Origin of the sequence: Pseudomonas oryzihabitans (assembly GCF_006384975.1) — a bacterium.
Lineage (GTDB): Bacteria > Pseudomonadota > Gammaproteobacteria > Pseudomonadales > Pseudomonadaceae > Chryseomonas > Chryseomonas psychrotolerans_B.
Map to the genome: position 1 here is coordinate 4,340,884 of NZ_CP021645.1, position 21,174 is coordinate 4,362,057.

Sequence of the window (21,174 nt, forward strand, 5' to 3'; positions counted from 1 at the left end):
CTGCGCCGGGAACCGGCCGCGGACAGGGGCTGCTGTGCTTGAAAAGGGTTGGGAATGATACCCGCTCGCCGCCTCGGGATAAAGCGCGAGTTGGCTAGTTTATGAGCAATTCGCCCCTGGGCTCACTCCGGCGAGAAGAAGCTCAGGCTGTAGTTCACCGCCCGCGGACCGGGGTCGAGGATGTCCAGGGCGATGTGGATCGGTGTCTGCGGCGGCATCTCGTCCTGGCCCTTGAGTTCGCCGCTCAGGTATTCGCTCGGCTTGAAGCGGCGACTGGCGATCAACTGGCCATTGAGGTCGGCGAAGCGCAATTCGAGCAACGGAAAGGGCTGCGAAAAGGGCGCCCGGTTGTAGAGGATGGCGTCGACGCGCAGGGCGCCGGAGAATTGCGGATGGCTGCGCACCACCAGGTTGCTGCTGCGGATCTGCGAGACATCGACCCTGGAGGGTACCTTGCAGCCGAGGTTGGCGCAGGCCTGGACGAACAGCGGTCGATAGTCGTCCTGACGCGCCAGTTCGTCGAAGTGGTAGTAGACGTACTGGCCGGCCAGGCCGAGCAGCGCCAGCAGGCACAGCAGCATCCACAGCAGACGCCGGCCCCAGCGCGGCCGTTCGCGGCGCGTATCCAGCTGCAAGGGCTCGTCGTGCAGATCGACCAGGGGGTCGTCCTGCCATTCCGGCTCGCTACGCAGGGCGGCCGCCGGCTTGGCTGTCACGCTGTCATCTTCGCCGTCGCGATCGGCGCTGAGCGGCTCGACGGTGGGCTCCTGCCAGTCGTCCAGCCGCCCCAGTCCGGGTTCGGCCCGGTCATCTTCGTCGGCATCGACCCGTCCGAGCGCCGGCTCCTGGCGTTCGTGCGGCGGCGCGGTCAGGGGGGCAGGCGGTGGGGCGGGCGCGGGGCGCAACGGAGCGCGGGGCGTGGCGAGTGCTGCCGGCTCGGCGGTTGGCGCGGGTTCCACGGCGGGTTCGCGCCGGGACTCGGTTTCGCGAGCGGTTTCGAGCGAGGGTTCGTCTGCGGGCAGTCGTTCGGGCTCCGCGTGCAGGCCCAGGGGTTCCGGTTCGGGCTCCCGCTCGGCGGTGACGGCACCTAGGGCGGGCAGTTCGAGCAGCTCTTCGTCGTCCTGCGGGCGCCGCGCGGCCAGGCCTGGCTCAGGCGCGGGCTCTTCCTGCGGTGTCGTCACGGCGGATGCGGATGCGGGTGCTGGCGCGGCCGGAGGCGTCCGGCGTTGCTCCTCCAGCGCACCCAGGCGGGCGACCTCGGCGTCCAGTTCCAGATGGCTCAGGTCGAGTTCGTCGTGCGGCCAGTTGGCTTCGCGGGGAGACGGTGCTGCCGTTGGCGCGGGTGTCGCCGCGGTGGCGGGTGTCGCTTCCGGCGCGGTCAGGGGCGCTGCCTGGTTGGTGGCGTTGAACACTTCCAGGCAGACGCCGCACCTCACGTCACCGTCCGCAGCGGCCAGATGTTCTTGGGTGACGCGGAAGCGAGTGTGGCAATGCGGGCACTGGGCGACGAGAGAATCGGTCATGGCGAGGCGACAGCCAGGGAATTTAAGCGCGCTAGTGTACCCGAAGGCCCTGGCGAAAGAAGCGCCTCCGCCAGGCCGCCGGGTGAGCGGCTCGGCGGTGGGACAACGGCTTAGCGGCGGCGGGTACCGCTGATGCGCACCCAGCCGTCCAGGGTGGCGGTTGGCTCCAGGTCGAAGCAGCCGGCGTAGGCGGCACGGACGTCCTCGGCCTGTTCGGCGAGGATGCCGGAGAGGGCCAGGCGTCCGCCGATGCGGGTGAGGCGGGTGATCTGCTCGGCCAGGCCGACCAGCGGACCGGCGAGGATGTTGGCCACCACCACGTCGGCCGGCTCCGCCGGCAGGTCGGCGGGCAGATAGAGGGGGAAGCGCGCCGGATCGATGCCGTTGCGGTTGGCATTCTCCCGCGAGGCTTCCAGGGCTTGGACGTCGATATCGGTACCCACCGCGCGCTCGGCGCCCAGCAGCAGGGCGGCGATGGCGAGAATCCCCGAGCCGCAGCCGAAGTCCAGTACCTGCCGACCTTCGACCGGCTCACCGTCCAGCCACTGCAGACAGAGCGAGGTGGTGGGATGGGTGCCGGTGCCGAAGGCCAGGCCCGGGTCCAGCAGCAGATTGACCGCGTCCGGCTCCGGCGCCTCGTGCCAGCTGGGCACGATCCACAGCCGCTGGCCGAAACGCATGGGCTGGAAGTTGTCCATCCAGCTGCGTTCCCATTCCTGGTCTTCCAGGCGCTCCACCTCGTAGGTCAGGCCGTTGGCCAGCAGCTGCACGCGCTGCTCCAGGGCCGTGGCGTCGGTGTCGCCTTCGAACAGGGCCAGCAGGTGGGTCTGGGACCACAGCGGGGTGGTGCCGAGATCCGGCTCGAAGATCGGCTGGTCCTCGGCATCCATGAAGGTCACCGAGACGGCGCCCAGTTCGAGCATGAGGTCTTCGTAGGTTTCCGCCTGGGCGGGGGTGAGGGCGAGGCGGACTTGCAGCCAGGACATGGTGGGCTACCTGAATCGGGTCAAAGCGGGGAGGGTAAATGAAAACGGGCTGCCCGAGGGCAGCCCGTCTTTTGGGTAAGAAGCCGGCGGGACGAGCGAGCTAGGTCAGGCAAGGCGGAAATCGCCGAGGAAGCCCATTTCACCTAGGGTAAATGGGCATTCCGACCGGGCTGGCGATCCAGGCGATTTCCAACGCAGCCTGGCCGACGCGCAGCCGTCACGTCTTAGTGGCGCATGCCGAGCTTCTTCTCCAAGTAGTGGATATTCACCGCACCCTGGCCGAAGGCCTGGTCGCGGGTCAGCATCCGGTGCAGATCGGCGTTGGTCTTGATGCCGTCGACGATCAGTTCGTCCAGGGCGTTGCGCATCCGGGCCATGGCCTCGTCGCGGGTCTTGCCCCAGGTGATCAGCTTGGCGATCAACGAATCGTAGTTCGGCGGAACCTTGTAGCCGCTGTACAGGTGCGAATCCACCCGTACGCCGTTGCCGCCCGGTGCATGGTAGTGCTTGACCAGGCCCGGGGAGGGCATGAAGGTCTTGGGATCTTCGGCGTTGATCCGGCACTCGATGGCGTGACCGGTGATCTTGATGTCTTCCTGCTTGATCGACAGTTTGTTGCCCGCAGCGATGCTGAGCATCTCCTTGACGATGTCGACGCCAGTGATCATCTCGGTCACCGGATGCTCCACCTGCACGCGGGTGTTCATCTCGATGAAATAGAAGCGGCCGTCTTCGTAGAGGAATTCGAAGGTGCCGGCGCCGCGGTAGCCGATGTCGATGCAGGCCTTGACGCAGCGCGCCAGGACTTCTTCACGGGCCTTTTCGTCGATCTGGGGCGCGGGCGCCTCCTCGATGACCTTCTGGTGGCGACGCTGCAGCGAGCAGTCGCGGTCGTAGAGGTGCACGGCGTTGCCCTGGCCATCGGAGAGCACCTGGACTTCCACGTGACGCGGATTGCCGAGGAACTTCTCCATGTAGACCATGGAGTTGCCGAAGGCGGCACCGGCTTCGGTCTGGGTCAGCTTGATCGACTTGATCAGCTCGGCCTCGTCCTCGACCACGCGCATGCCGCGACCACCACCGCCACCGGCGGCCTTGATGATCACCGGATAGCCGACTTCGCGGCCGATGCGCAGGCACTCGGCCTCGTCATCCGGTAGGGCGCCGTCGGAGCCCGGGACGGTGGGGACGCCGGCCTGCTTCATGGCGTTCTTGGCGGACACCTTGTCGCCCATCAGGCGAATCACGTCGGCGGTGGGGCCGACGAAGGCGAAACCGGACTGCTCCACCTGCTCGGCGAAGTCGGCGTTCTCGGCGAGGAAGCCGTAGCCGGGGTGGATGGCGGTGGCGCCGGTGACTTCCGCGGCACTGATGATGGCCGGGATGTTCAGGTAGGACTGGGGCGAGGGGGCCGGGCCGATGCACACCGATTCGTCGGCGAGGGACAGATGCATCAGTTCGCGGTCGGCGGTGGAGTGAACCGCCACCGTCTTGATGCCCAGCTCCTTGCAGGCACGCACCACGCGCAGGGCGATTTCCCCGCGGTTGGCGATCAGGACTTTTTCCAGCATCGTGGGCTCCACGGGCTTAGACAATGGTGAACAGCGGCTGGTCGAATTCGACGGGCTGACCGTTCTCGACCAGCACCTGGCCGATGGTGCCGCTGGCTTCGGCTTCGATGTGGTTCATCATCTTCATGGCTTCGACGATGCACAGGATGTCGCCTTTCTTCACCTGCTGGCCGACTTCGACGAAGGGCGGGGTGGTGGGCGAGGAAGCGCGGTAGAAGGTGCCGACCATGGGCGAACGCGCCACGTTACCGGTCAGTTGCGGAGCGGCGGCTTCGGCGGCGGGGGCAGCAGCGGCCGGAGCGGCAGCCGGAGCCGGGGCAGCGACCGGAGCGGGTGCGGCGGCGTAGACGGTCTGCATGCCCTGGCCACGGCCGGTGTTGCGGCTGATGCGGACGGATTCTTCGCCTTCGCGGATTTCCAGCTCGTCGATACCGGACTCTTCCAGCAGCTCGATCAGTTTCTTGACTTTACGGATGTCCATTGGCGTTGGCTCTCCCCTCGGGTTCTTGATGATGTTCTAGAGAATCAGGTCGCGTTCAGCTGCGGTTGGCGAGCTGTTCGCAGGCGGCTTCCAGCGCCAGGCGGTAGCCACTGGCGCCGAGCCCGCAGATGACCCCGACCGCCACATCGGAAAAGTAGGAGTGGTGGCGGAAGGGTTCGCGCTTGTGCACGTTGGATAGGTGCACCTCGATGAATGGGATGCTCACCGCGAGCAAGGCGTCACGTAGGGCGACACTGGTATGGGTGAAGGCGGCCGGATTGATCAGGATGAAATCCACCCCTTCGTCGCGCGCGGCGTGGATGCGTTCGATCAGCAGGTGCTCGGCATTGCTTTGCAGGTATTGCAGGCGATGCCCGGCGGCGTTGGCACGCGACTCGAGGTCGGCGTTGATCTGCGCCAGCGTAGTGGCCCCATACACGCCCGGCTCACGGGTGCCCAGCAGATTCAGGTTGGGCCCATGCAGTACCAGCAGATGCGCCATAGCCGCTCGCCTCACGTTTTCGCAACCAGATTGGCCGCGGACTATGCCGTAACCGGAGGTGACTGTCCAGTCGCTGGACGTTTGCCGGAAATGCCGGCACGTTGGGCGAAATTTCTTTAGTCGCTGGCGATCAGCCTTTTTGCCTGGTCCAGCCGGGCAAGAAAGGCAGCGGCGTCGATTTCGCCGACGATACGACTCGCATAGCCCTCCTTGCCGTGCCGATCGTAGAACAGCACGGCGGGTGGACCGAACAGACCCTGGCGTTCCAGCCATTGCCGTTGTTCCCGGGTGCTTTGCGTCATATCGAAGCGAATCAGCGTGAAATCGCGCAGTTGCGCCTGCACCGCCGGGTTATCGAAGACCTCGCGTTCGAGCAGCTTGCAGCTGATGCACCAGTCGGCGTAGACATCGACCAGCACCGGACGACCCTGGCCGAGACTGGCGGCCAGGGCCTGCGGATCGCTCAGGGTGCGCATGCCTTCCTGGCGTGCGGTTGCCGAAGGCGCGGGGGCTTCGCCCAGCGGCCGCAGTGGATCGCTGGCACCGCGCAGGGCACCGATGCCACAGGTCACGCCGTACAGCAGCAGGGCCAGGCCGGCCAGTTGCGACAGCCGCTGGCGGGGGGGCTTGGGCACGAATTCCAGGGCGCCGAGGAAGAGACCGACACCGGCGGCCAGCAGACCCCAGGCGGCCAGCGCCAAGGGCCCCGGCAGCAGGCGTTCGAGCAGCCAGAGCGCCACGGCCAGCAGGAGCACGCCGAAGGCGTTGCGCATGCCCACCAGCCAGGCGCCACTGCGCGGCAACAGCGCCCCGCCGCCCGCTGCGACCAGGATCAGCGGGGTACCCATGCCCAGGCCGAGGGCGAAGAGGGCAAGCCCCCCACCCAGCCAATCGGCAGTGCTGCTGATATAGAGCAGCAGCCCTGCCAGGGGCGCGGACACGCAGGGCGAGACGATCAGGCTGGACAGCACGCCCAACACAGCGGCGCCGCCGACCGAGCCGCCGCGGGTACCGCTGGCCAGGTGTTCCAGGCGATCACGCAAGGCGCCCGGCAGGCGCAGTTCGAAGAGGCCGAACATGGCCAGGGCGAACAGCAGGAACAGCATGGCGAAGGGGATCAGCACCCAGGGCGATTGCAGTTGCGCCTGCAGGTTGAGACTGGCGCCGAAAACGCCCATGAGCGCGCCCAGTGCGGCAAAACTCAGGGCCATGGGCACCACATAGGCCAGCGCCAGCAGCAGGCCACGTCCCGGGCGTGCCTTGCCGGCCAGCACCACGGCCGACACGATGGGCAACATCGGCAGTACGCAGGGTGTGAAGGTCAGCCCGAGTCCGGCGAGAAAGGCGAACAGGATCCGTGTGCGCCAACCCTGCTCGGCGACGGAGGATGATGCTCCTTGCGTGGCCGTCGGGGAGGGCGTCGCCCCAGCGATCTCCAGGACGCGGGTTTCCGGTGGATAGCAGAGTCCGCGATCGGCGCAACCTTGATAGGTGACCTTGATCTGGCCACCGCGGTTGGGAGCCAGGGGCAGGGGTATGTCCACTCCGGTGTGATAGACCTGGACGTCGCCGAACCATTCGTCGTGCTTGGGCTCGCCGGGTGGCAGCGGTACCGGGCCGGTCAGCAGGCCGGGAGTGGCGTCGAAGGCGAAGCGCTGGCGATAGAGGTAGTAGCCTTCGGCGATGGTGAAGCGCACCACCGTGTGCCCCTCGGCGTCGCGGTGCTGCTCCAGGCGAAAGGCCTGGTCCACCGGCAGGAAGGCCTGGCTGGAGCGCTGGCCGTTCAGCCCCAGGTCGGCGGCCGGCCGCGGCGCATCGAACAGGCCGGCCGCGGCGGGCAGGGTCAGCAGGAGGGTGAGCAGGAGCAGCAGGACACGCATGGGCTTCTCAACGGTCGGCAGCGGCCGATCATAGCAGAGGTGCCAGCAGCGTCCGGCTAGTCCTGGCCGTACTGGCGTACGCAGTTGCGCCCGGCCCGTTTGGCACTGTAGAGCGCTTCGTCCGCCTGCTTGGCCAGCAGCGTAATCTCCTGGTCGGGTTGCAACTGCGCCAAGCCCGCGCTGAAGGTGCAGCTGAGTTCCTTGGGCGGGGCGGGAAAGCAGATCTCGGCGAAGCGCTGGCGGATTTCGTCGATCAGCCGGGTGGCGGTGACCAGATCGGTATCGGGCAGCACCACGGCGAATTCTTCGCCGCCGTAGCGGCCGATGTGGTCGGACTTGCGCAGCCGCTGCTTGAGAAACAGCGCCAGGCTCTTGATCACCCGATCGCCCATGGGATGGCCATAGTGGTCGTTGACCTGCTTGAAATGGTCGATGTCGAGCATGGCGAAGGTGATCGGTCGCTGGGTGCGCCGGGCGCGGAAGCAGGCGTCTTCGAGCAATTGCAGGGTGTGGGTGTGGTTGTACAGACCGGTGAGGCTGTCCTGGACGATGCGGGCCTGGAGGCTGCGGGCGCGAGCGGCGCGGGTGCGCACGGTGGCGATCAGGTGGCGCGGCTTGATCGGCTTGGTGAGGAAGTCGTCGCCGCCTTCGCTCATGGCATCCAGCTGCTTGTCGAGATCGTCCTCGGCCGACAGATAGATGATGGGCACGCTGACATAGCGCTCGTGCTGGCGGATGACCTTGGCCAACTCGGTCCCGATGCACTCGGGCATGTACATGTCGAGGATGATCAGGTCGGGGGCGAATTCGGCCAGGTGGGCCATGACCGCGCCCGGTTGCATCAGGGTACGGGTGACGATACCGGCACTGTTGAGCGCCATTTCCGTGGCCATGGCCTGGGCGCGGGAGTCGTCCACCACCAGGGCGCGGATTGGGTCGTAATAGACGGTGCGGGTGAGGGTTTCGATCTTCTCCAGCAGGCGCGCCGAATCCAGGGTACCGGTGTAGAACTCCTGACCGCCGGCCCGTACCGCCGCCAGGCGAAACGGCGTATCGGCTTCCTGATGGCTGTAGAACAGCACCGGCAGCTTGCGCTCCAGGCCGACCTGGGCCTCCAGGGCCAGCTGGATGCCGGCGCCCGTGCCACCGAAGTCCACATCCATGACGATCACTGCGGGGTGACGGCTGTCCATCATCAGACGGAATTCATCGGTATCGCGGCTGATCTGGATGATGACGCCGAAATATTCCATCTGCTGCGCCAGTCGTTCGGCGCGCTCGATATCGAGCAAGGCGATGTAGATCGGCTTGCGCAGCGGCGGCAGACTGGTGGTTTCCAGTTGATCGCCCTGGCGCAGGCCGGTGTGCGACAGGCTCTGCATGGCCTGGCTGAGTTCGGTGATGGCCTGACTGTTGAGCCGGCCCCGGTTGGCGACCACCTGGGCCAGGGTACCGCCTATGGCTTCGGCGAGGTCGGCATGCCCCTGCTGCTCGAAGCGCTTGGCGTATTGCAGCAGACGCGCGTTGGCGTCGGTCAGTTCGGCGAGGCTGCTGGCATTCCACTCGTTTCGTTGCAGCCGCTGCCAGATCTCCAGGACCTGACGCGATTGATGAATGACCCGCTGGGCGAAGTGCAGCTTGAGGCGGTCTCGATTCGGGTCGTCATGCTCGCTCACGAAATGATCCGTCATTCTGGAGGTGGTGGCCCTATGCTACCAATTGCTGACTGGCAGGGGGGAGGCGGTACCCTGGTTAGCGGCGGCAATGCCGCGGGGACGGACACTGCCGGTCGCTTCTGGAGTAGCGTTCGTCGCTTGCTGCTCTAGTCTGGAAGGTGGCGGCTGACGCGGCCTTGGGCCTTTTCCTGGAAATCCCGGCGCAACCGGCGCCCTTGCCAGGAGTCCAAGCGCAAACCCTTTTGAAATCACGCAAGGAAATGTTCATGCGGTCGTGGAATGTGAAGTCGGGTTGGCTCCGGCTGGTAGCGGTGCTGGTGGCTCTCTATCTGCTGGTCACCTTGGCGCTCGGCTGGTACTGGAGTCGCGAGCCGGATTTCTTCCCGGTACAGCAACATGCCCAGGAAGCGGCCGCGGCCAGCGGGCGCAAGCTGGTGCTTGGCTACACCACCGTCGAGACGCTCAAGCAGGTGGCCTCCACCCTGCTCGACAAGCCGGGTGGCTACCTGTCCAACGACATCATGCCGCCGGGCGTCTGGCTCGACGACATGCCCTCCTGGGAATATGGCGTGCTGGTGCAGACCCGTGACCTGGCCCGCGCCTTGCGCAAGGACTTCGCCCGCTCCCAGTCGCAGTCCACCGAGGACGTCGACCTGGCCCAGGCCGAACCGCGCTTCAACTTCGACAACCACAGCTGGGCCATGCCCTCGTCCGAGTCGGAATACCGCGCCGGCATCGCCTCGCTGGACCGCTATCTCGCCCGCCTCGGTGGCCAGAACGTCCAGGGGCAACCCACCGCCTACTTCTATTCGCGCGCCGACAACCTGCGCAACTGGCTGGGTGACGTCGAGACCCGTTTGGGTTCGCTGTCCCAGCGACTCTCCGCCAGCGTCGGTCGGGTACGCCTCGACGCCGAGGTAAGGCCGAATCAGGACATTCCTGCCGGCCAGGTGCCGGAGGTGCACGAGCAGCGCGTCGAGACGCCCTGGCTGCAGATCGATAACGTCTTCTACGAGGCCCGCGGTCAGGCCTGGGCGCTGTCGCACATCCTGCGCGCCATCGAGGTGGATTTCGCCGACACCCTGGCGAAGAAGAACGCCACGGTGAACGTGCGCGAGATCATCCGCGAACTGGAAGCGGCGCAGCAGCCGGTCTGGAGTCCGATGATCCTCAATGGGAGCGGCTTCGGCATCCTGGCCAACCATTCGCTGGTGATCGCCAACTACATCTCCCGCGCCAATGCCGCCATCATCGACCTGCGCCAGTTGCTGGAGCAGGGCTGATGGCGATCAGCGACCGGGAAGCGGCGCATCGTGCCGCGTCGGATCGCGAACTCGTGGTCTGGGTGGATCGCGAGGATCGCGAGCAGGGCAACCTGCCTCGGGCCGAGTTGCGCGCCCGCGGCCTGATCGGTCGCTGTACCTTCATCCTGCTGTTCAATACCGCCGGAGCGTTGTGCGTGCATAGGCGCACCTTGAGCAAGGCACTCTATCCGGGTTACTGGGACGTGGCGGCCGGCGGCATGGTGGCGCCGGGGGAGAGCTATGCCGAGTCGGCGGCGCGGGAGTTGGCCGAAGAGCTGGGCGTGAGCGGCGTACCGCTGCGCGAGCATGGCACCTTCTATTACGAGGAGCCGGGCAACCGGCTCTGGGGCGGGGTATTCAGCGCGTGTTGGGACGGCCCCTTGCGCTTGCAGCCGGAAGAGGTGCTGGAGGCGCGCTTCCTGCCGCCCGCGGTCGTTCTGCAGCAGGCTCGTGCCCTGCCGTACTGCCCCGATTCCCTTGAGGCACTGCGGCTGGTCGTCGGGCGCGACGATGTCGCATCCTTGCCTTAATTTCTCGCATTCGTCCCTTAGCATCCGGCGGCGATGCTGCTACATTGCGCGGCCCCGGAATAGCGCGGCTCGTGTCGGCTGGCGCTGCATCCAAGGTTTCCTCCAGGCGCCCTACGCCTGATGCCCGACGCCTGTCCCCAAGCTGGGAGGACCGCCCCATGAGCAAGAAAACCGCATCCCTGTCGGACCTCAGCCGGCTGGTGTACTCCACCGATGTCGGTCGCATCCGCCCGGAAGAGCCGCAGGCTCCGGCACCGGCTGGCGATGGCATCGCCCGGGTCCGGCGCGAGACCAAGGGGCGTGGTGGCAAGACGGTGACCACTGTCACCGGCGTGCCATTGACGGGTGATGAGCTCAAGGAGCTGGCCAGCGTGCTCAAGCGCCGCTGCGGAACCGGCGGCGCACTCAAGGATGGCGTCATCGAGATCCAGGGTGATCACGTCGACCTGCTGGTCGGCGAACTCGAAAAGCGCGGCTTCAAGACCAAGCGCGCAGGCGGCTAGGCCGTACCTTCGGGCCCCTGCGTACAACTTACCGCCCCTGCCGGCGGTCCATCCAAGCAAGATTCCTTACAGGAGATTCCCGCGAATGTCCCCACGACGCACGCGCAAAGACGATGGCAGCCAGTGGACCGTGGCGGACAGCCGCAGTGTCTACGGTATTCGCCACTGGGGCGCTGGCTATTTCGCCATCAGTGACGCTGGCAACGTGGAAGTCCGGCCCCATGGCCCGGACGGTCAAGCCATCGACCTGCACGTCCTGGTCGGCCAGTTGCGCGAGGCGGGGCTGTCCTTGCCGCTGCTGGTCCGCTTCCCCGATATCCTGCAGGGCCAGGTGCGTCATCTGACCGGTGCCTTTGATCGCAACATCGAGCGACTCGACTACCAGGGGCGCTATACCGCGCTCTATCCGATCAAGGTCAACCAGCAGGAAGCGGTGGTGGAAAACATCATCGCCACCCGCGATGTCTCCATCGGCCTGGAAGCCGGCTCCAAGCCCGAGCTGATGGCGGTGCTGGCCCTGGCGCCCAAGGGCGGCACCATCGTCTGCAACGGCTACAAGGACCGCGAATTCATCCGCCTGGCCTTGATGGGCCAGAAGCTCGGCCATAGCGTCTTCATCGTCATCGAGAAGGAATCCGAGGTCCAGCTGGTGATCGAGGAGGCGGCCGAGCTCAAGGTCACGCCCCAGGTCGGCCTGCGGGTCCGGTTGTCGTCCCTGGCGTCGAGCAAGTGGGCCGATACCGGTGGCGAAAAGTCCAAGTTCGGGCTCTCCGCCGCCCAGCTGCTGTCGGTGATCGAGCGCTTCCGCGCCGCCGGCCTGGAGCAGGGCGTGCGCCTGCTGCACTTCCACATGGGCTCGCAGATCGCTAACCTGGCCGACTACCGCCAGGGCTTCCGCGAAGCCATCCGCTACTACGCCGAGCTGCGCGCCCTGGGGCTGCCGCTGGATCACATCGATGTCGGGGGTGGCCTGGGCGTGGACTACGACGGTACCCACTCGCGCAACGCCAGCTCCATCAACTACGACATGGACGACTACGCCAGTACCGTGGTCGGGATGCTCAAGGAGTTCTGCGACCAGCAGGAGCTGCCGCATCCGAACATCTTCTCCGAAAGTGGCCGGGCCATGACCGCCCACCACGCCATGCTGGTGATGCAGGTCACCGACGTCGAGCGCCACAACGATACCGTGCCCACCATGGAGCGCTTCGAGGGCAAGGCCGAGGTGGTGCAGTGGTTGGCCGAGCTGCTCGGCGACACCGATCCGGAGATGGTCACCGAAACCTACTGGCGCGCCACCCAGTACGTCAGCGAGGCCGCCGCCCAGTATGCCGCCGGCACCCTGAGTCTGAGCGACAAGGCGCTGGCCGAGCAGTGCTATTTCGCCATCTGCCGCCGCCTCTACAACCAGCTCAAGGCCCGCCAGCGCTCCCATCGCCAGGTGCTGGACGAACTCAACGACAAGCTGGCCGACAAGTACATCTGCAACTTCTCGGTGTTCCAGAGCCTGCCCGACACCTGGGCCATCGACCAGATCCTGCCCATCGTGCCCCTGACCCGGTTGGACGAAGAGCCGGTGCGGCGCGCCGTGCTGCAGGACCTGACCTGCGACTCCGATGGCAAGATCAAGCAGTACGTCGACGAGCAGAGCATCGAGACCAGCCTGCCGGTGCACGAGGTGCGCGAAGGCGAGGACTATCTGCTGGCGGTGTTCCTGGTAGGGGCCTACCAGGAGATTCTCGGCGACATGCACAACCTGTTCGGCGACACCGACTCGGTGAACGTCTATCAGGATGCCGATGGCAGCGTGCGCCACGGGGGGATCGAGACCCACGACACCATCGAGGACATGCTCAGGTACGTGCACCTCTCGCCCGAGGAGCTGATGACCTACTACCGCGACAAGGTCGCCGGCGCCCGTCTCACCGCCCGCGAGCGCACCCAGTTCCTCGATGCCATGCGCCTGGGCCTGACCCGTTCTTCCTACCTGGCGGGCTGACGAAGCGAACCCTGACGGCTGGGTGGGCTCTATAGCCTTGCCGTCAGGATGGAGGAAAAAGGTATGAAGCTGCGCATGGCGCTTCTTCTGGCAGGCAGCCTGGCCTTGGTTGCCTGTGGCAAGGTCACCCAGGAGAACTATTCCCGGCTCAAGGCCGGGCAGACCAAGGCTGAAGTGGAGCATATCCTGGGCGCGCCTACCGAATGTGCGGGTGCCCTGGGCGTCACGACCTGTACCTGGGGGGATCGCGGTTCCTTCATCAGCGTGCAGTATCTCAATGACAAGGTGGCGATGTTCGCCGGGCAGGGTCTGCGATGAAAACCTCTACCAAATTGTTGCTGCTGGTCGGCGCCGCGGGTCTGCTCGCGGCCTGCGCCAGTGGCCCGAAGCCGGTACCGCCGCTCACGGCAGGCAACGTCGATTTGCAGCGCTACCAGGGCCACTGGTACGAGATCGCCCGGCTGCCGATGTTCTTCCAGCGCAACTGCGCCCAGTCCGAGGCCAACTACCACGTCATGGCCGATGGCAAGGTGGCGGTGTTCAATCGTTGTCGCACCCTGGATGGCAAGGTCGAAGAAGCCACCGGCACCGCGACACCGATCAAACCCGGCGTGACCGATCGCCTGGACGTGCGCTTCGACACCTGGTTCAGCGGCGTGCTGCCCAATATCGCCAAGGGTCCGTACTGGATCCTCTATGTCGATGACGACTACAAGACCGCCCTGGTCGGCAGTCCGGATCGCAAGTACCTCTGGGTGCTGGCCCGCAAGCCCGAGCTTTCCGCGGCAGAGCGTGAAAAGCTGCTGCGCATCGCGCGCGAGAAAGGCTACGACCTGAACCGTCTCGTCTGGCGCGAGACCGACGCCAACATGCCCTGAGCCCAGGAGACCGCCCGTGAAACTCTGGACCGACGCCTTCGCCGACCAAGGCTTCATGCCCAAGCGCCACGAATTCGACGTCGCCGATTTCGGCGCCCACGGCGAGAACATCTCACCTGCCTTGCAGTGGTCCGATCTGCCGGCCGACACCAAGAGTCTGGCGCTGACCGTCTACGATCCCGATGCCCCCACCGGTAGCGGTTTCTGGCACTGGGTGGTGGTCAACCTTCCGGTGACCACCCAGGGCCTCGCGGAAAACGCCGGCCGCGCCGATGGTTCGGGCCTGCCGGCTGGTGCCCTGCAACTGATCAACGACTACGGCACCCGCGGCTTCGGCGGCGCGGCGCCACCCAAGGGTGACAAGCCGCACCGCTATATTTTCCAGCTGCATGCGCTCAAGGTCGAACACCTGCCGGTGCCGGCGGAAGCGACCAATGCGGTCGGCCGCTTCATGATCCACCTCAATCAACTGGCCGCGGCGACCTATACCGGACTCTACGAGATCAAGTGAACCCCTGACGGGCGGGCTAGTAGAGCTCGTCCGTCGAGGTCGCCAGGCGAACGCCAGCGGCGCGCATCTCGTCCAGGAAGGCAGTGCCCTGGGCTTCGAAGCCGGGCACCGAATGACTGCAATCGGTCAGCAGCACCACATCCTGGTGCCGACTCGCCGGCCAGAAACCCAGCAGGTCGCGCAGGGTGCTGGCCACGCAGTGCGACAGGGCTTCGCCAGCGACCAGCAGCGTACCGGCCTGCGCCAGCCGCGCGATCAGTCCGGCATCCACCGAGGTCTTGGGATCCTTTGGATCCGGCACCTCGGCACGTAGCGCCGAATAGTGCTCGGTATGGGGATTGCCGCCCTTGGCGACGAAGTCCACCAGCCGCCCGTGAGTGCGGCCCCAGGCGTTGAGGGCCTGGTGCACGTCCTGCTGCACACCATGTCCCCAGCCACCGACCAGGCAATGCTCCGGCCAGATCACCAGCCGATAGCGCCCGCCCGCTTCCAAGGCCTGCACATAAGCCAGGCCGCGGGCCCGTTCGGCTGGATCGCGGGTTTGCCAGCGCCCACTGGCCACCTCGTCGGCGCCTATCTGGGTGAAGGGCGCCGGCGGCTGGCCCGTGGCGTCCTGCCACCAGTGCGGGTGGGCGATGTGCAGCGGCTGGTGCGAATCCAGCGTCACATGAATCTGGTCGAGTCGCGCGCCGAGGCGCTCGATCAGGCCGGCGACGCGCTGCAGGCCGGCGACCGCGCCGGGCACTGGCAGGGCGGCCCCCGGCAGATCACAGAAGTCGTTCTGGGGGTCGATCAGCAACAACTGCAGGGTGGAACGGGACATGGCGGGCTCCTCCGGCGATCAGGGAGATGGTGCGGTGCGAGCCGATGCGAGGCAAGTCCAGGCGGCATAGAAACCCGGTAAGGTGCAGGTCTATGATGAAGGGGCAGACCTGCCTGTGGAGCGTGATATGTTGAATCTGTATCCGGAAATCAAGCCTTACGCCCGCCACGAGCTGGCCGTGGAGGCGCCCCACGTGCTCTACGCCGATGAGAGCGGCTCGCCCGACGGCCTGCCGGTATTGTTCATCCACGGTGGGCCGGGTTCCGGATGCGATCGCCTCAGCCGGCGCTTCTTCGATCCCAATCTCTACCGCATCGTCACCTTCGACCAGCGCGGCTGTGGTCGCTCCACGCCCTATGCCAGCCTGGAAAACAACACCACCTGGCAGTTGGTCGAGGACATCGAGCGGCTGCGCGAGCACCTGGGCATCGAACAGTGGGTACTGTTCGGCGGCTCCTGGGGCTCGACCCTGGCGCTGGCCTATGCCCAGCGCCATCCCGAGCGCGTCCGCGCGATGATCCTGCGCGGCATCTTTCTCTGCCGCCCGGTGGATCTGCACTGGTTCTACCAGGAGGGGGCGAGCCGGCTCTTCCCCGACTTCTGGCAGGACTACCTGCACCCCATCGCCGAAGAGGAGCGCGACGACCTGATCAACGCCTACTACCGGCGCCTGACCGGGCCGGACGAGCTGGCGCAGATGTCCGCCGCCCGCGCCTGGTCCTGCTGGGAGGGCCGTACCGCCACGCTGAGGCCCAATCCCGATGTCTTGGAGAAGTTCAGCGAACATGCCCTGGCCATCGCCCGCATCGAATGCCATTACTTCGTGAACGACGCCTTCCTCGAGCCGGACCAGCTGTTGCGTGACATGCCGAAGATCGCCCATATCCCGGCCGTGATCATCCATGGTCGCTACGACATGGTCTGTCCGCTGGACAACGCCTGGGCCCTGCACCAGGCCTGGCCCGGCAGCGAGTTGCAGATCATCCGCGATGCCGGCCATGCGGCGAGCGAACCCGGTATCTGCGATGCCCTGGTGCGCGCGACCGACCAGATCGCCCGGCAGTTGCTCGACCTGCCCCAGGAGGCCGAGTGAAGGCGCTGCTGCAGCGGGTCACCCGCGCCAGTGTCGAAGTCGAGGGTGCCACGGTCGGCGCCATCGGCCCCGGCCTGCTGGTGTTCGTCGGTATCGAGCCGCAGGATGACGAAGCAGCCTGTGCCCGGATACTCAAGCGCCTGCTGGAGTACCGGGTGTTCGCCGATGGCGAGCAGCGCATGAACCTGTCGCTGCAGGATGTTGGCGGCGGTCTGCTGCTGGTGTCCCAGTTCACCCTAGCCGCCGATACTCGCAGTGGGCGGCGGCCGAGCTTTTCCACCGCCGCGCCACCCGCCCAGGGCGAGCGCCTGTTCGGGCACCTGGTGAGCCTCGCTCGCGACCTGCATCCCGAGGTTCAGACCGGCCGCTTCGGTGCCGATATGCAGGTTTCCCTGATCAACGATGGGCCCGTGACATTTTTATTGTCGATTTAGTGAGGGCGCCCCTTACAGCGCCCTGCCAAGTGTCTATGATTGCGCAGTTCGAGTTTGAACGGTCGTCCAACCGGGGAATCATTGCTCTCAGGGGGAGTCGGACCACTGCCTATCCGTTTCGCGACCGCGAGTCGCCGAACGTATTCGTACGCTGATTTAGGAGGCTGCGTGTTATCCAATTCCAAAGTTAAGCTGGGCCAGCAGGGCTTCGCCCTCGTCGGGCTATCCGTCGCACTTGGCCTGTTCAGCGCTCAAGCCCTGGCCTTCAGTCTGGACGATGTGGCCGCCAAGGCCAAAGAACTCTCCGACCAGAAATTCGTCGCGCCCAAGAGCAACCTGCCCGCATCCTTCAGCGGCATGAAGTATGCCGACTATCAGCAGATCACCTTCAATCAGGACAAGGCCTACTGGAAGGATGCCAAGACCCCCTTCCGCCTGAATTTCTATCACGAGGGCATGCAATACAGCGTGCCCGTGAAGATCAATGAGGTCACCGCCACCGGTGTCGAGGAGATCAAATACGATCCGTCGATGTTCAATTTCGGCAAGCTGCAGATCGACCAGTCGCAGCTCAAGGACCTCGGCTTCGCCGGCTTCAAGGTGCTCTATCCGCTGAACAAGGCGGGTAAACAAGACGAAGTCATGACCATGCTGGGCGCGAGCTACTTCCGCGTCATCGGCAAGAACCAGGTCTACGGCCTGTCCGCACGTGGCCTGGCGATCGACACCGCGCTGCCGTCCGGCGAAGAATTCCCGCGCTTCACCGAATTCTGGATCGAACAGCCCCAGCCGGACCGTCGTAACCTGGTGATCTATGCCCTGCTGGATTCGCCACGGGCCACCGGCGCCTACCGCCTGGTGCTGACCCCCGGTTCGGACAGCACCGTGGACGTCGAGTCCAAGGTGTTCCTGCGTGACAACGTCAACAAGCTCGGCATCGCTCCGCTGACCAGCATGTACCTGTTCAGCCCGACCCAGCCGAGTCACCAGGTCAATTACCGTCCGGCCCTGCACGACTCCGACGGCCTGGCCATCGCGGCGGGCAATGGCGAATGGCTGTGGCGCCCGTTGAACAACCCACGCCGTCTGTCGGTCAGCACCTATACCATCGAGAATCCCCGTGGCTTCGGCCTGTTGCAGCGGGGTCATCACTTCTACCAGTACGAAGACCTGGATGAGCGCTACGACAAGCGTCCCAGTGGCTGGGTGGAGCCCAAGGGCGACTGGGGCAAGGGCCGTATCGAGCTGGTGGAGATCCCGACACCGGATGAGACCAACGACAACATCGTGGCCTTCTGGACGCCGGAAAAGCTGCCGGAGAAGGGCCAGTCGATCGATATGAGCTATCGCATCAACTTCACCGTCGACGAGCCAAAGTTCCACACCAAGGATCTGGCCTGGGTCACCCAGACCCGGATGTCCACTGGCGATGTGCGTCAGCCCAACCTGGTTCGCCAGGCCGATGGCAGTCTGGCTTACATCATCGACTTCGCCGGTCCGAATCTCGAAGACCTGCCGGACGATTCCCAAGTCGGCTCCCAGGTCAGCCTGGACGCCAACGGTGAACTGGTCGATCACTCGGTGCGCTACAACCCGGTTACCAAGGGCTATCGCCTGACCTTGAAACTCAAGGTCAAGGATGCGACCAAGCCGGTGGAAATGCGCGCCAACCTCGCCCAGGGCGACAAGCCGCTCAGCGAAACCTGGACCTACCAGCTACCTGCCAATGAATAACAGTACCCGCGATACTTCGGTCGCCGCGACCGGCGACTACCTCGAGCACCTGCCGCTGCCCGCTGGGCAGCGGCAGGTGCTGGACACCACGACCGACATCGAGACGTTGCACCGGCAACTGGCCGGCGCCCGGGGAGAGAGTGCCCAGGGTGCCGAAGCGGTGATCGCTTCCACCGAAGCCCGCCTCGCCGCTGGCTGGGGCGACACCCTGGAAGACGGTGAACTCCTGGGCAGCGATGCCCAGGGGCGTGTCTTCATCAAGGCCACGCCGCCCATGACCCGCTCCATGATGGTGCCCGATCCCTGGCGCACCAATCCCGTGGCGCGGGGCTGGAAGCGGCTGCTCGGCCGCAAGGATCACAGCCGCTGGCAACCCGATCCCGACGCCGATGCCCATGCCAATTGGCGCAAGGTAGGCTCCTTCCGGCGTTTCATCCTGCTCATCCTGATGCTGGTGCAAACCGGCATCGCGACCTGGTACATGAAGGCCGTCTTGCCCTACCAGGGCTGGGCGCTGGTTGATCTGAGCGAGGTCTATCGCCAGGGCTGGGGCGAGTCCATCCGCCAGGTACTGCCTTATGTGGTGCAGACCAGCATCCTGCTGCTCTTCGCCCTGCTGTTTTGCTGGGTCTCCGCCGGTTTCTGGACCGCCCTCATGGGCTTCTGGCAACTGCTGAGCGGGCGCGACAAGTACAGCATCTCGGCCAGCTCCACTGGCACCGAGCCGATCGATCCCCAGTCCCGTACCGCCCTGGTGATGCCCATCGCCAACGAAGACGTGCCGCGGGTGTTCGCCGGTCTGCGTGCCACCTATGAATCGGTCAGGGCCAGCGGCGAGCTGGAACACTTCGACTTCTTCATCCTCAGCGACAGTAACGATCCGGACAAATGCGTGGCCGAGGAAAAGGCCTGGCTGGAGCTGTGCCGCGAGGTCGGTGGCTTCGGGCACATCTTCTATCGTCGTCGCCGCCGTCGGGTGAAGCGCAAGAGCGGCAACATCGACGACTTCTGCCGGCGCTGGGGCAGCCAGTACAAGTACATGGTGGTGCTCGACGCCGATAGCGTGATGAGCGGCGAATGCCTGGCCAGCCTGGTCCGGTTGATGGAGGCCAACCCGCGTGCCGGCATCATCCAGACCGCGCCCAAGGCATCCGGCATGGACACCCTCTATGCCCGCCTGCAGCAATTCGCTACCCGGGTGTACGGGCCGTTGTTCACTGCGGGCCTGCATTTCTGGCAGCTGGGCGAATCCCACTACTGGGGCCACAACGCCATCATCCGGGTCAAGCCGTTCATCGATCACTGCGCCCTGGCACCGCTACCAGGCAAGGGCTCGTTCGCCGGTGCCATTCTTTCTCACGACTTCGTCGAAGCGGCGCTGATGCGGCGCTCCGGTTGGGGCGTGTGGATCGCCTACGACCTGCCGGGCAGCTACGAAGAACTGCCGCCCAACCTGCTGGACGAGCTCAAGCGCGACCGCCGTTGGTGCCATGGCAACCTGATGAACTTCCGGCTGTTCCTGGTCAAGGGCATGCACCCGGTGCACCGCGCGGTGTTCCTCACCGGGGTGATGTCCTACCTTTCGGCGCCGCTGTGGTTCCTCTTCCTGGTGCTGTCCACGGCGCTGCTGGCGATCCACAAGCTGCTGGAACCCCAGTACTTCTTCCAGCCGCGGCAACTGTTCCCGGTATGGCCGCAGTGGCATCCGGAACAGGCCATCGCCCTGTTCTCCACCACCCTGGTACTGCTGTTCCTGCCCAAGCTGCTCAGCGTGGTGCTGATCGTCGCCAAGGGCGCCAAGGAATTCGGTGGCGGCCTGCGCCTGTTCATCTCCATGCTGCTGGAAATGCTCTTCTCGGTGCTCCTGGCACCGGTGCGGATGCTGTTCCACACGGTGTTCGTCACCGCTGCCTTCCTCGGCTGGTCGGTACAGTGGAATTCGCCCCAGCGTGACGACGATGACACGCCCTGGAGCGAAGCCTTCCGTCGCCACGGCTCGCAGATGCTGCTCGGCTTGATCTGGACCGCAGGCGTGGCCTGGCTGGATCCGCGATTCCTCTGGTGGCTGTCGCCCATCGTGGTGTCGCTGATCCTCTCGGCGCCGGTCTCGGTGATTTCCAGCCGGACCAACCTCGGTCTGGGCAGCCGCCGGCATCATTTGTTCCTGATTCCGGAAGAGTACGCCCCGCCGCGAGAGCTGGTGGCGACCGACGAGTACCTGCACCTGAACAACCGCAATGCCCTGACCAAAGGCTTCCTGCGCGCCGCTGTCGATCCGGTGCTCAACGCCCTGGCCATCGGCATGGCCCGTGCACGCCATGGCAAGGTGGTGGAGCCGGCGCGACGCCTGCGCGAAGAGCGGGTGGCGCGGGTGCTGGCAGCGGGTCCGGACAAGACCAAGGGCGACGACCAGTGGCGTCTGCTCAGCGATCCGGACGGCATGGCGCAATTGCACCTGCAGGTCTGGAAGGCTGAAGAGCACCGCAATTGGCGCGAGGCCTATGCCACGCTCAGGCCGCGCTCGCACAGCGACTCGGCGGCGGATGCGGTATCCAACCCGGCCAAACTAAACCCGCGGCCTGCCTCCTGACGAGCTAGCGTCGCAGCATGAAAAAGCCCCGGTGTCGAAAGACGCCGGGGCTTTTTCATTAGCGGGCATCCGGATTTTCCGGTGGACAGGAGCCGCTGAAATAGCGCCCCTGTAATTTCACTCTCCGGATTTTCCGGTGGACGCACTGTTTTTCAG

Annotated in this window: 19 protein-coding genes; 11 read left to right on the forward strand and 8 right to left on the reverse strand. The window is 65.6% G+C overall.

From position 1 onward, the window contains the following. Nucleotides 1-122: 122 nt before the first annotated feature. From CCZ28_RS19505 to CCZ28_RS19535, 7 genes are all read right to left on the reverse strand, one after another. Nucleotides 123-1,523 carry a DUF3426 domain-containing protein gene (locus tag CCZ28_RS19505; protein WP_140220466.1) on the reverse strand — a complete coding sequence of 467 codons (1,401 nt, stop codon included), beginning with the start codon at nt 1,521-1,523 and terminating at the stop codon, nt 123-125. Nucleotides 1,524-1,633: 110 nt separating this feature from the next. Continuing rightward, nucleotides 1,634-2,509: a 50S ribosomal protein L11 methyltransferase gene (gene prmA, locus CCZ28_RS19510; RefSeq protein ID WP_140220467.1), complete on the reverse strand. Its 876-nt coding sequence runs from the start codon at nt 2,507-2,509 to the stop codon at nt 1,634-1,636. Between the two features lie 224 nt (nt 2,510-2,733). Beyond that, a complete protein-coding gene (accC, locus tag CCZ28_RS19515) occupies nt 2,734-4,080 on the reverse strand; it encodes an acetyl-CoA carboxylase biotin carboxylase subunit (protein ID WP_140220468.1) in 1,347 nt (448 codons plus the stop codon). A 16-nt stretch (nt 4,081-4,096) separates the two neighbouring features. Next, the gene (gene accB, locus CCZ28_RS19520) at nt 4,097-4,561 is read right to left on the reverse strand and encodes an acetyl-CoA carboxylase biotin carboxyl carrier protein (protein ID WP_058764986.1); all 465 of its coding nucleotides are present in this window, start codon (nt 4,559-4,561) and stop codon (nt 4,097-4,099) included. Nucleotides 4,562-4,616: 55 nt separating this feature from the next. Continuing rightward, nucleotides 4,617-5,063, reverse strand: a complete 447-nt coding sequence (aroQ, locus tag CCZ28_RS19525; protein ID WP_058777378.1) for a type II 3-dehydroquinate dehydratase — start codon at nt 5,061-5,063, stop codon at nt 4,617-4,619. Between the two features lie 116 nt (nt 5,064-5,179). Continuing rightward, the gene (gene dsbD, locus CCZ28_RS19530) at nt 5,180-6,943 is read right to left on the reverse strand and encodes a protein-disulfide reductase DsbD (protein ID WP_140220469.1); all 1,764 of its coding nucleotides are present in this window, start codon (nt 6,941-6,943) and stop codon (nt 5,180-5,182) included. 56 nt (nt 6,944-6,999) lie between these two features. Then, nucleotides 7,000-8,619, reverse strand: a complete 1,620-nt coding sequence (locus CCZ28_RS19535) for a GGDEF domain-containing response regulator (protein ID WP_140220470.1) — start codon at nt 8,617-8,619, stop codon at nt 7,000-7,002. A gap of 260 nt (nt 8,620-8,879) precedes the next feature. On the opposite strand from CCZ28_RS19535, the gene CCZ28_RS19540 reads away from it, so the two are divergent. The 7 genes from CCZ28_RS19540 to CCZ28_RS19570 all read left to right on the forward strand — a co-directional run bounded on the left by CCZ28_RS19540 (nt 8,880) and on the right by CCZ28_RS19570 (nt 14,344). Then, entirely contained in the window at nt 8,880-9,902 is a 1,023-nt protein-coding gene (locus CCZ28_RS19540; RefSeq protein WP_240795184.1) for a DUF2333 family protein, read from the forward strand. Then, the gene (locus CCZ28_RS19545) at nt 9,902-10,453 is read left to right on the forward strand and encodes an NUDIX hydrolase (RefSeq protein ID WP_140220472.1); all 552 of its coding nucleotides are present in this window, start codon (nt 9,902-9,904) and stop codon (nt 10,451-10,453) included. Before CCZ28_RS19540 ends, CCZ28_RS19545 begins: the two co-directional genes overlap by 1 nt. Before the next feature lie 158 nt (nt 10,454-10,611). Next, on the forward strand, nt 10,612-10,956 hold the full coding sequence (locus CCZ28_RS19550; RefSeq protein WP_140220473.1) for a translation initiation factor Sui1: 345 nt from the start codon (nt 10,612-10,614) through the stop codon (nt 10,954-10,956). Between the two features lie 85 nt (nt 10,957-11,041). After that, complete coding sequence (gene speA, locus CCZ28_RS19555; RefSeq protein ID WP_140220474.1) at nt 11,042-12,955, forward strand: arginine decarboxylase; 1,914 nt, start codon at nt 11,042-11,044, stop codon at nt 12,953-12,955. Nucleotides 12,956-13,018: 63 nt separating this feature from the next. After that, nucleotides 13,019-13,273, forward strand: a complete 255-nt coding sequence (locus CCZ28_RS19560; RefSeq protein WP_058764974.1) for a hypothetical protein — start codon at nt 13,019-13,021, stop codon at nt 13,271-13,273. Further along, a complete protein-coding gene (locus tag CCZ28_RS19565; protein WP_140220475.1) occupies nt 13,270-13,833 on the forward strand; it encodes a lipocalin family protein in 564 nt (187 codons plus the stop codon). The genes CCZ28_RS19560 and CCZ28_RS19565 overlap by 4 nt, the downstream gene beginning before the upstream one ends. Before the next feature lie 16 nt (nt 13,834-13,849). Further along, nucleotides 13,850-14,344, forward strand: coding sequence for a YbhB/YbcL family Raf kinase inhibitor-like protein (locus tag CCZ28_RS19570; RefSeq protein WP_140220476.1), 495 nt, complete (start codon nt 13,850-13,852; stop codon nt 14,342-14,344). A 16-nt stretch (nt 14,345-14,360) separates the two neighbouring features. Here CCZ28_RS19570 and CCZ28_RS19575 read toward each other — a convergent pair whose 3' ends face one another. Further along, on the reverse strand, nt 14,361-15,167 hold the full coding sequence (locus CCZ28_RS19575) for a hypothetical protein (protein ID WP_140220477.1): 807 nt from the start codon (nt 15,165-15,167) through the stop codon (nt 14,361-14,363). A gap of 127 nt (nt 15,168-15,294) precedes the next feature. Here CCZ28_RS19575 and pip point away from each other — a divergent pair, with 127 nt between their 5' ends. The 4 genes from pip to mdoH all read left to right on the forward strand — a co-directional run bounded on the left by pip (nt 15,295) and on the right by mdoH (nt 21,018). Continuing rightward, nucleotides 15,295-16,260: a prolyl aminopeptidase gene (gene pip / locus CCZ28_RS19580; RefSeq protein ID WP_140220478.1), complete on the forward strand. Its 966-nt coding sequence runs from the start codon at nt 15,295-15,297 to the stop codon at nt 16,258-16,260. Then, the gene (gene dtd, locus CCZ28_RS19585; RefSeq protein ID WP_140220479.1) at nt 16,257-16,694 is read left to right on the forward strand and encodes a D-aminoacyl-tRNA deacylase; all 438 of its coding nucleotides are present in this window, start codon (nt 16,257-16,259) and stop codon (nt 16,692-16,694) included. Before pip ends, dtd begins: the two co-directional genes overlap by 4 nt. A 168-nt stretch (nt 16,695-16,862) precedes the next feature. Next, nucleotides 16,863-18,428 (forward strand): glucan biosynthesis protein G, encoded by a 1,566-nt coding sequence (locus tag CCZ28_RS19590; RefSeq protein ID WP_140220480.1) that lies wholly within the window; start codon nt 16,863-16,865, stop codon nt 18,426-18,428. Continuing rightward, on the forward strand, nt 18,421-21,018 hold the full coding sequence (gene mdoH / locus CCZ28_RS19595) for a glucans biosynthesis glucosyltransferase MdoH (RefSeq protein ID WP_140220481.1): 2,598 nt from the start codon (nt 18,421-18,423) through the stop codon (nt 21,016-21,018). The genes CCZ28_RS19590 and mdoH overlap by 8 nt, the downstream gene beginning before the upstream one ends. The last annotated feature ends 156 nt before the right edge of the window (nt 21,019-21,174 follow it).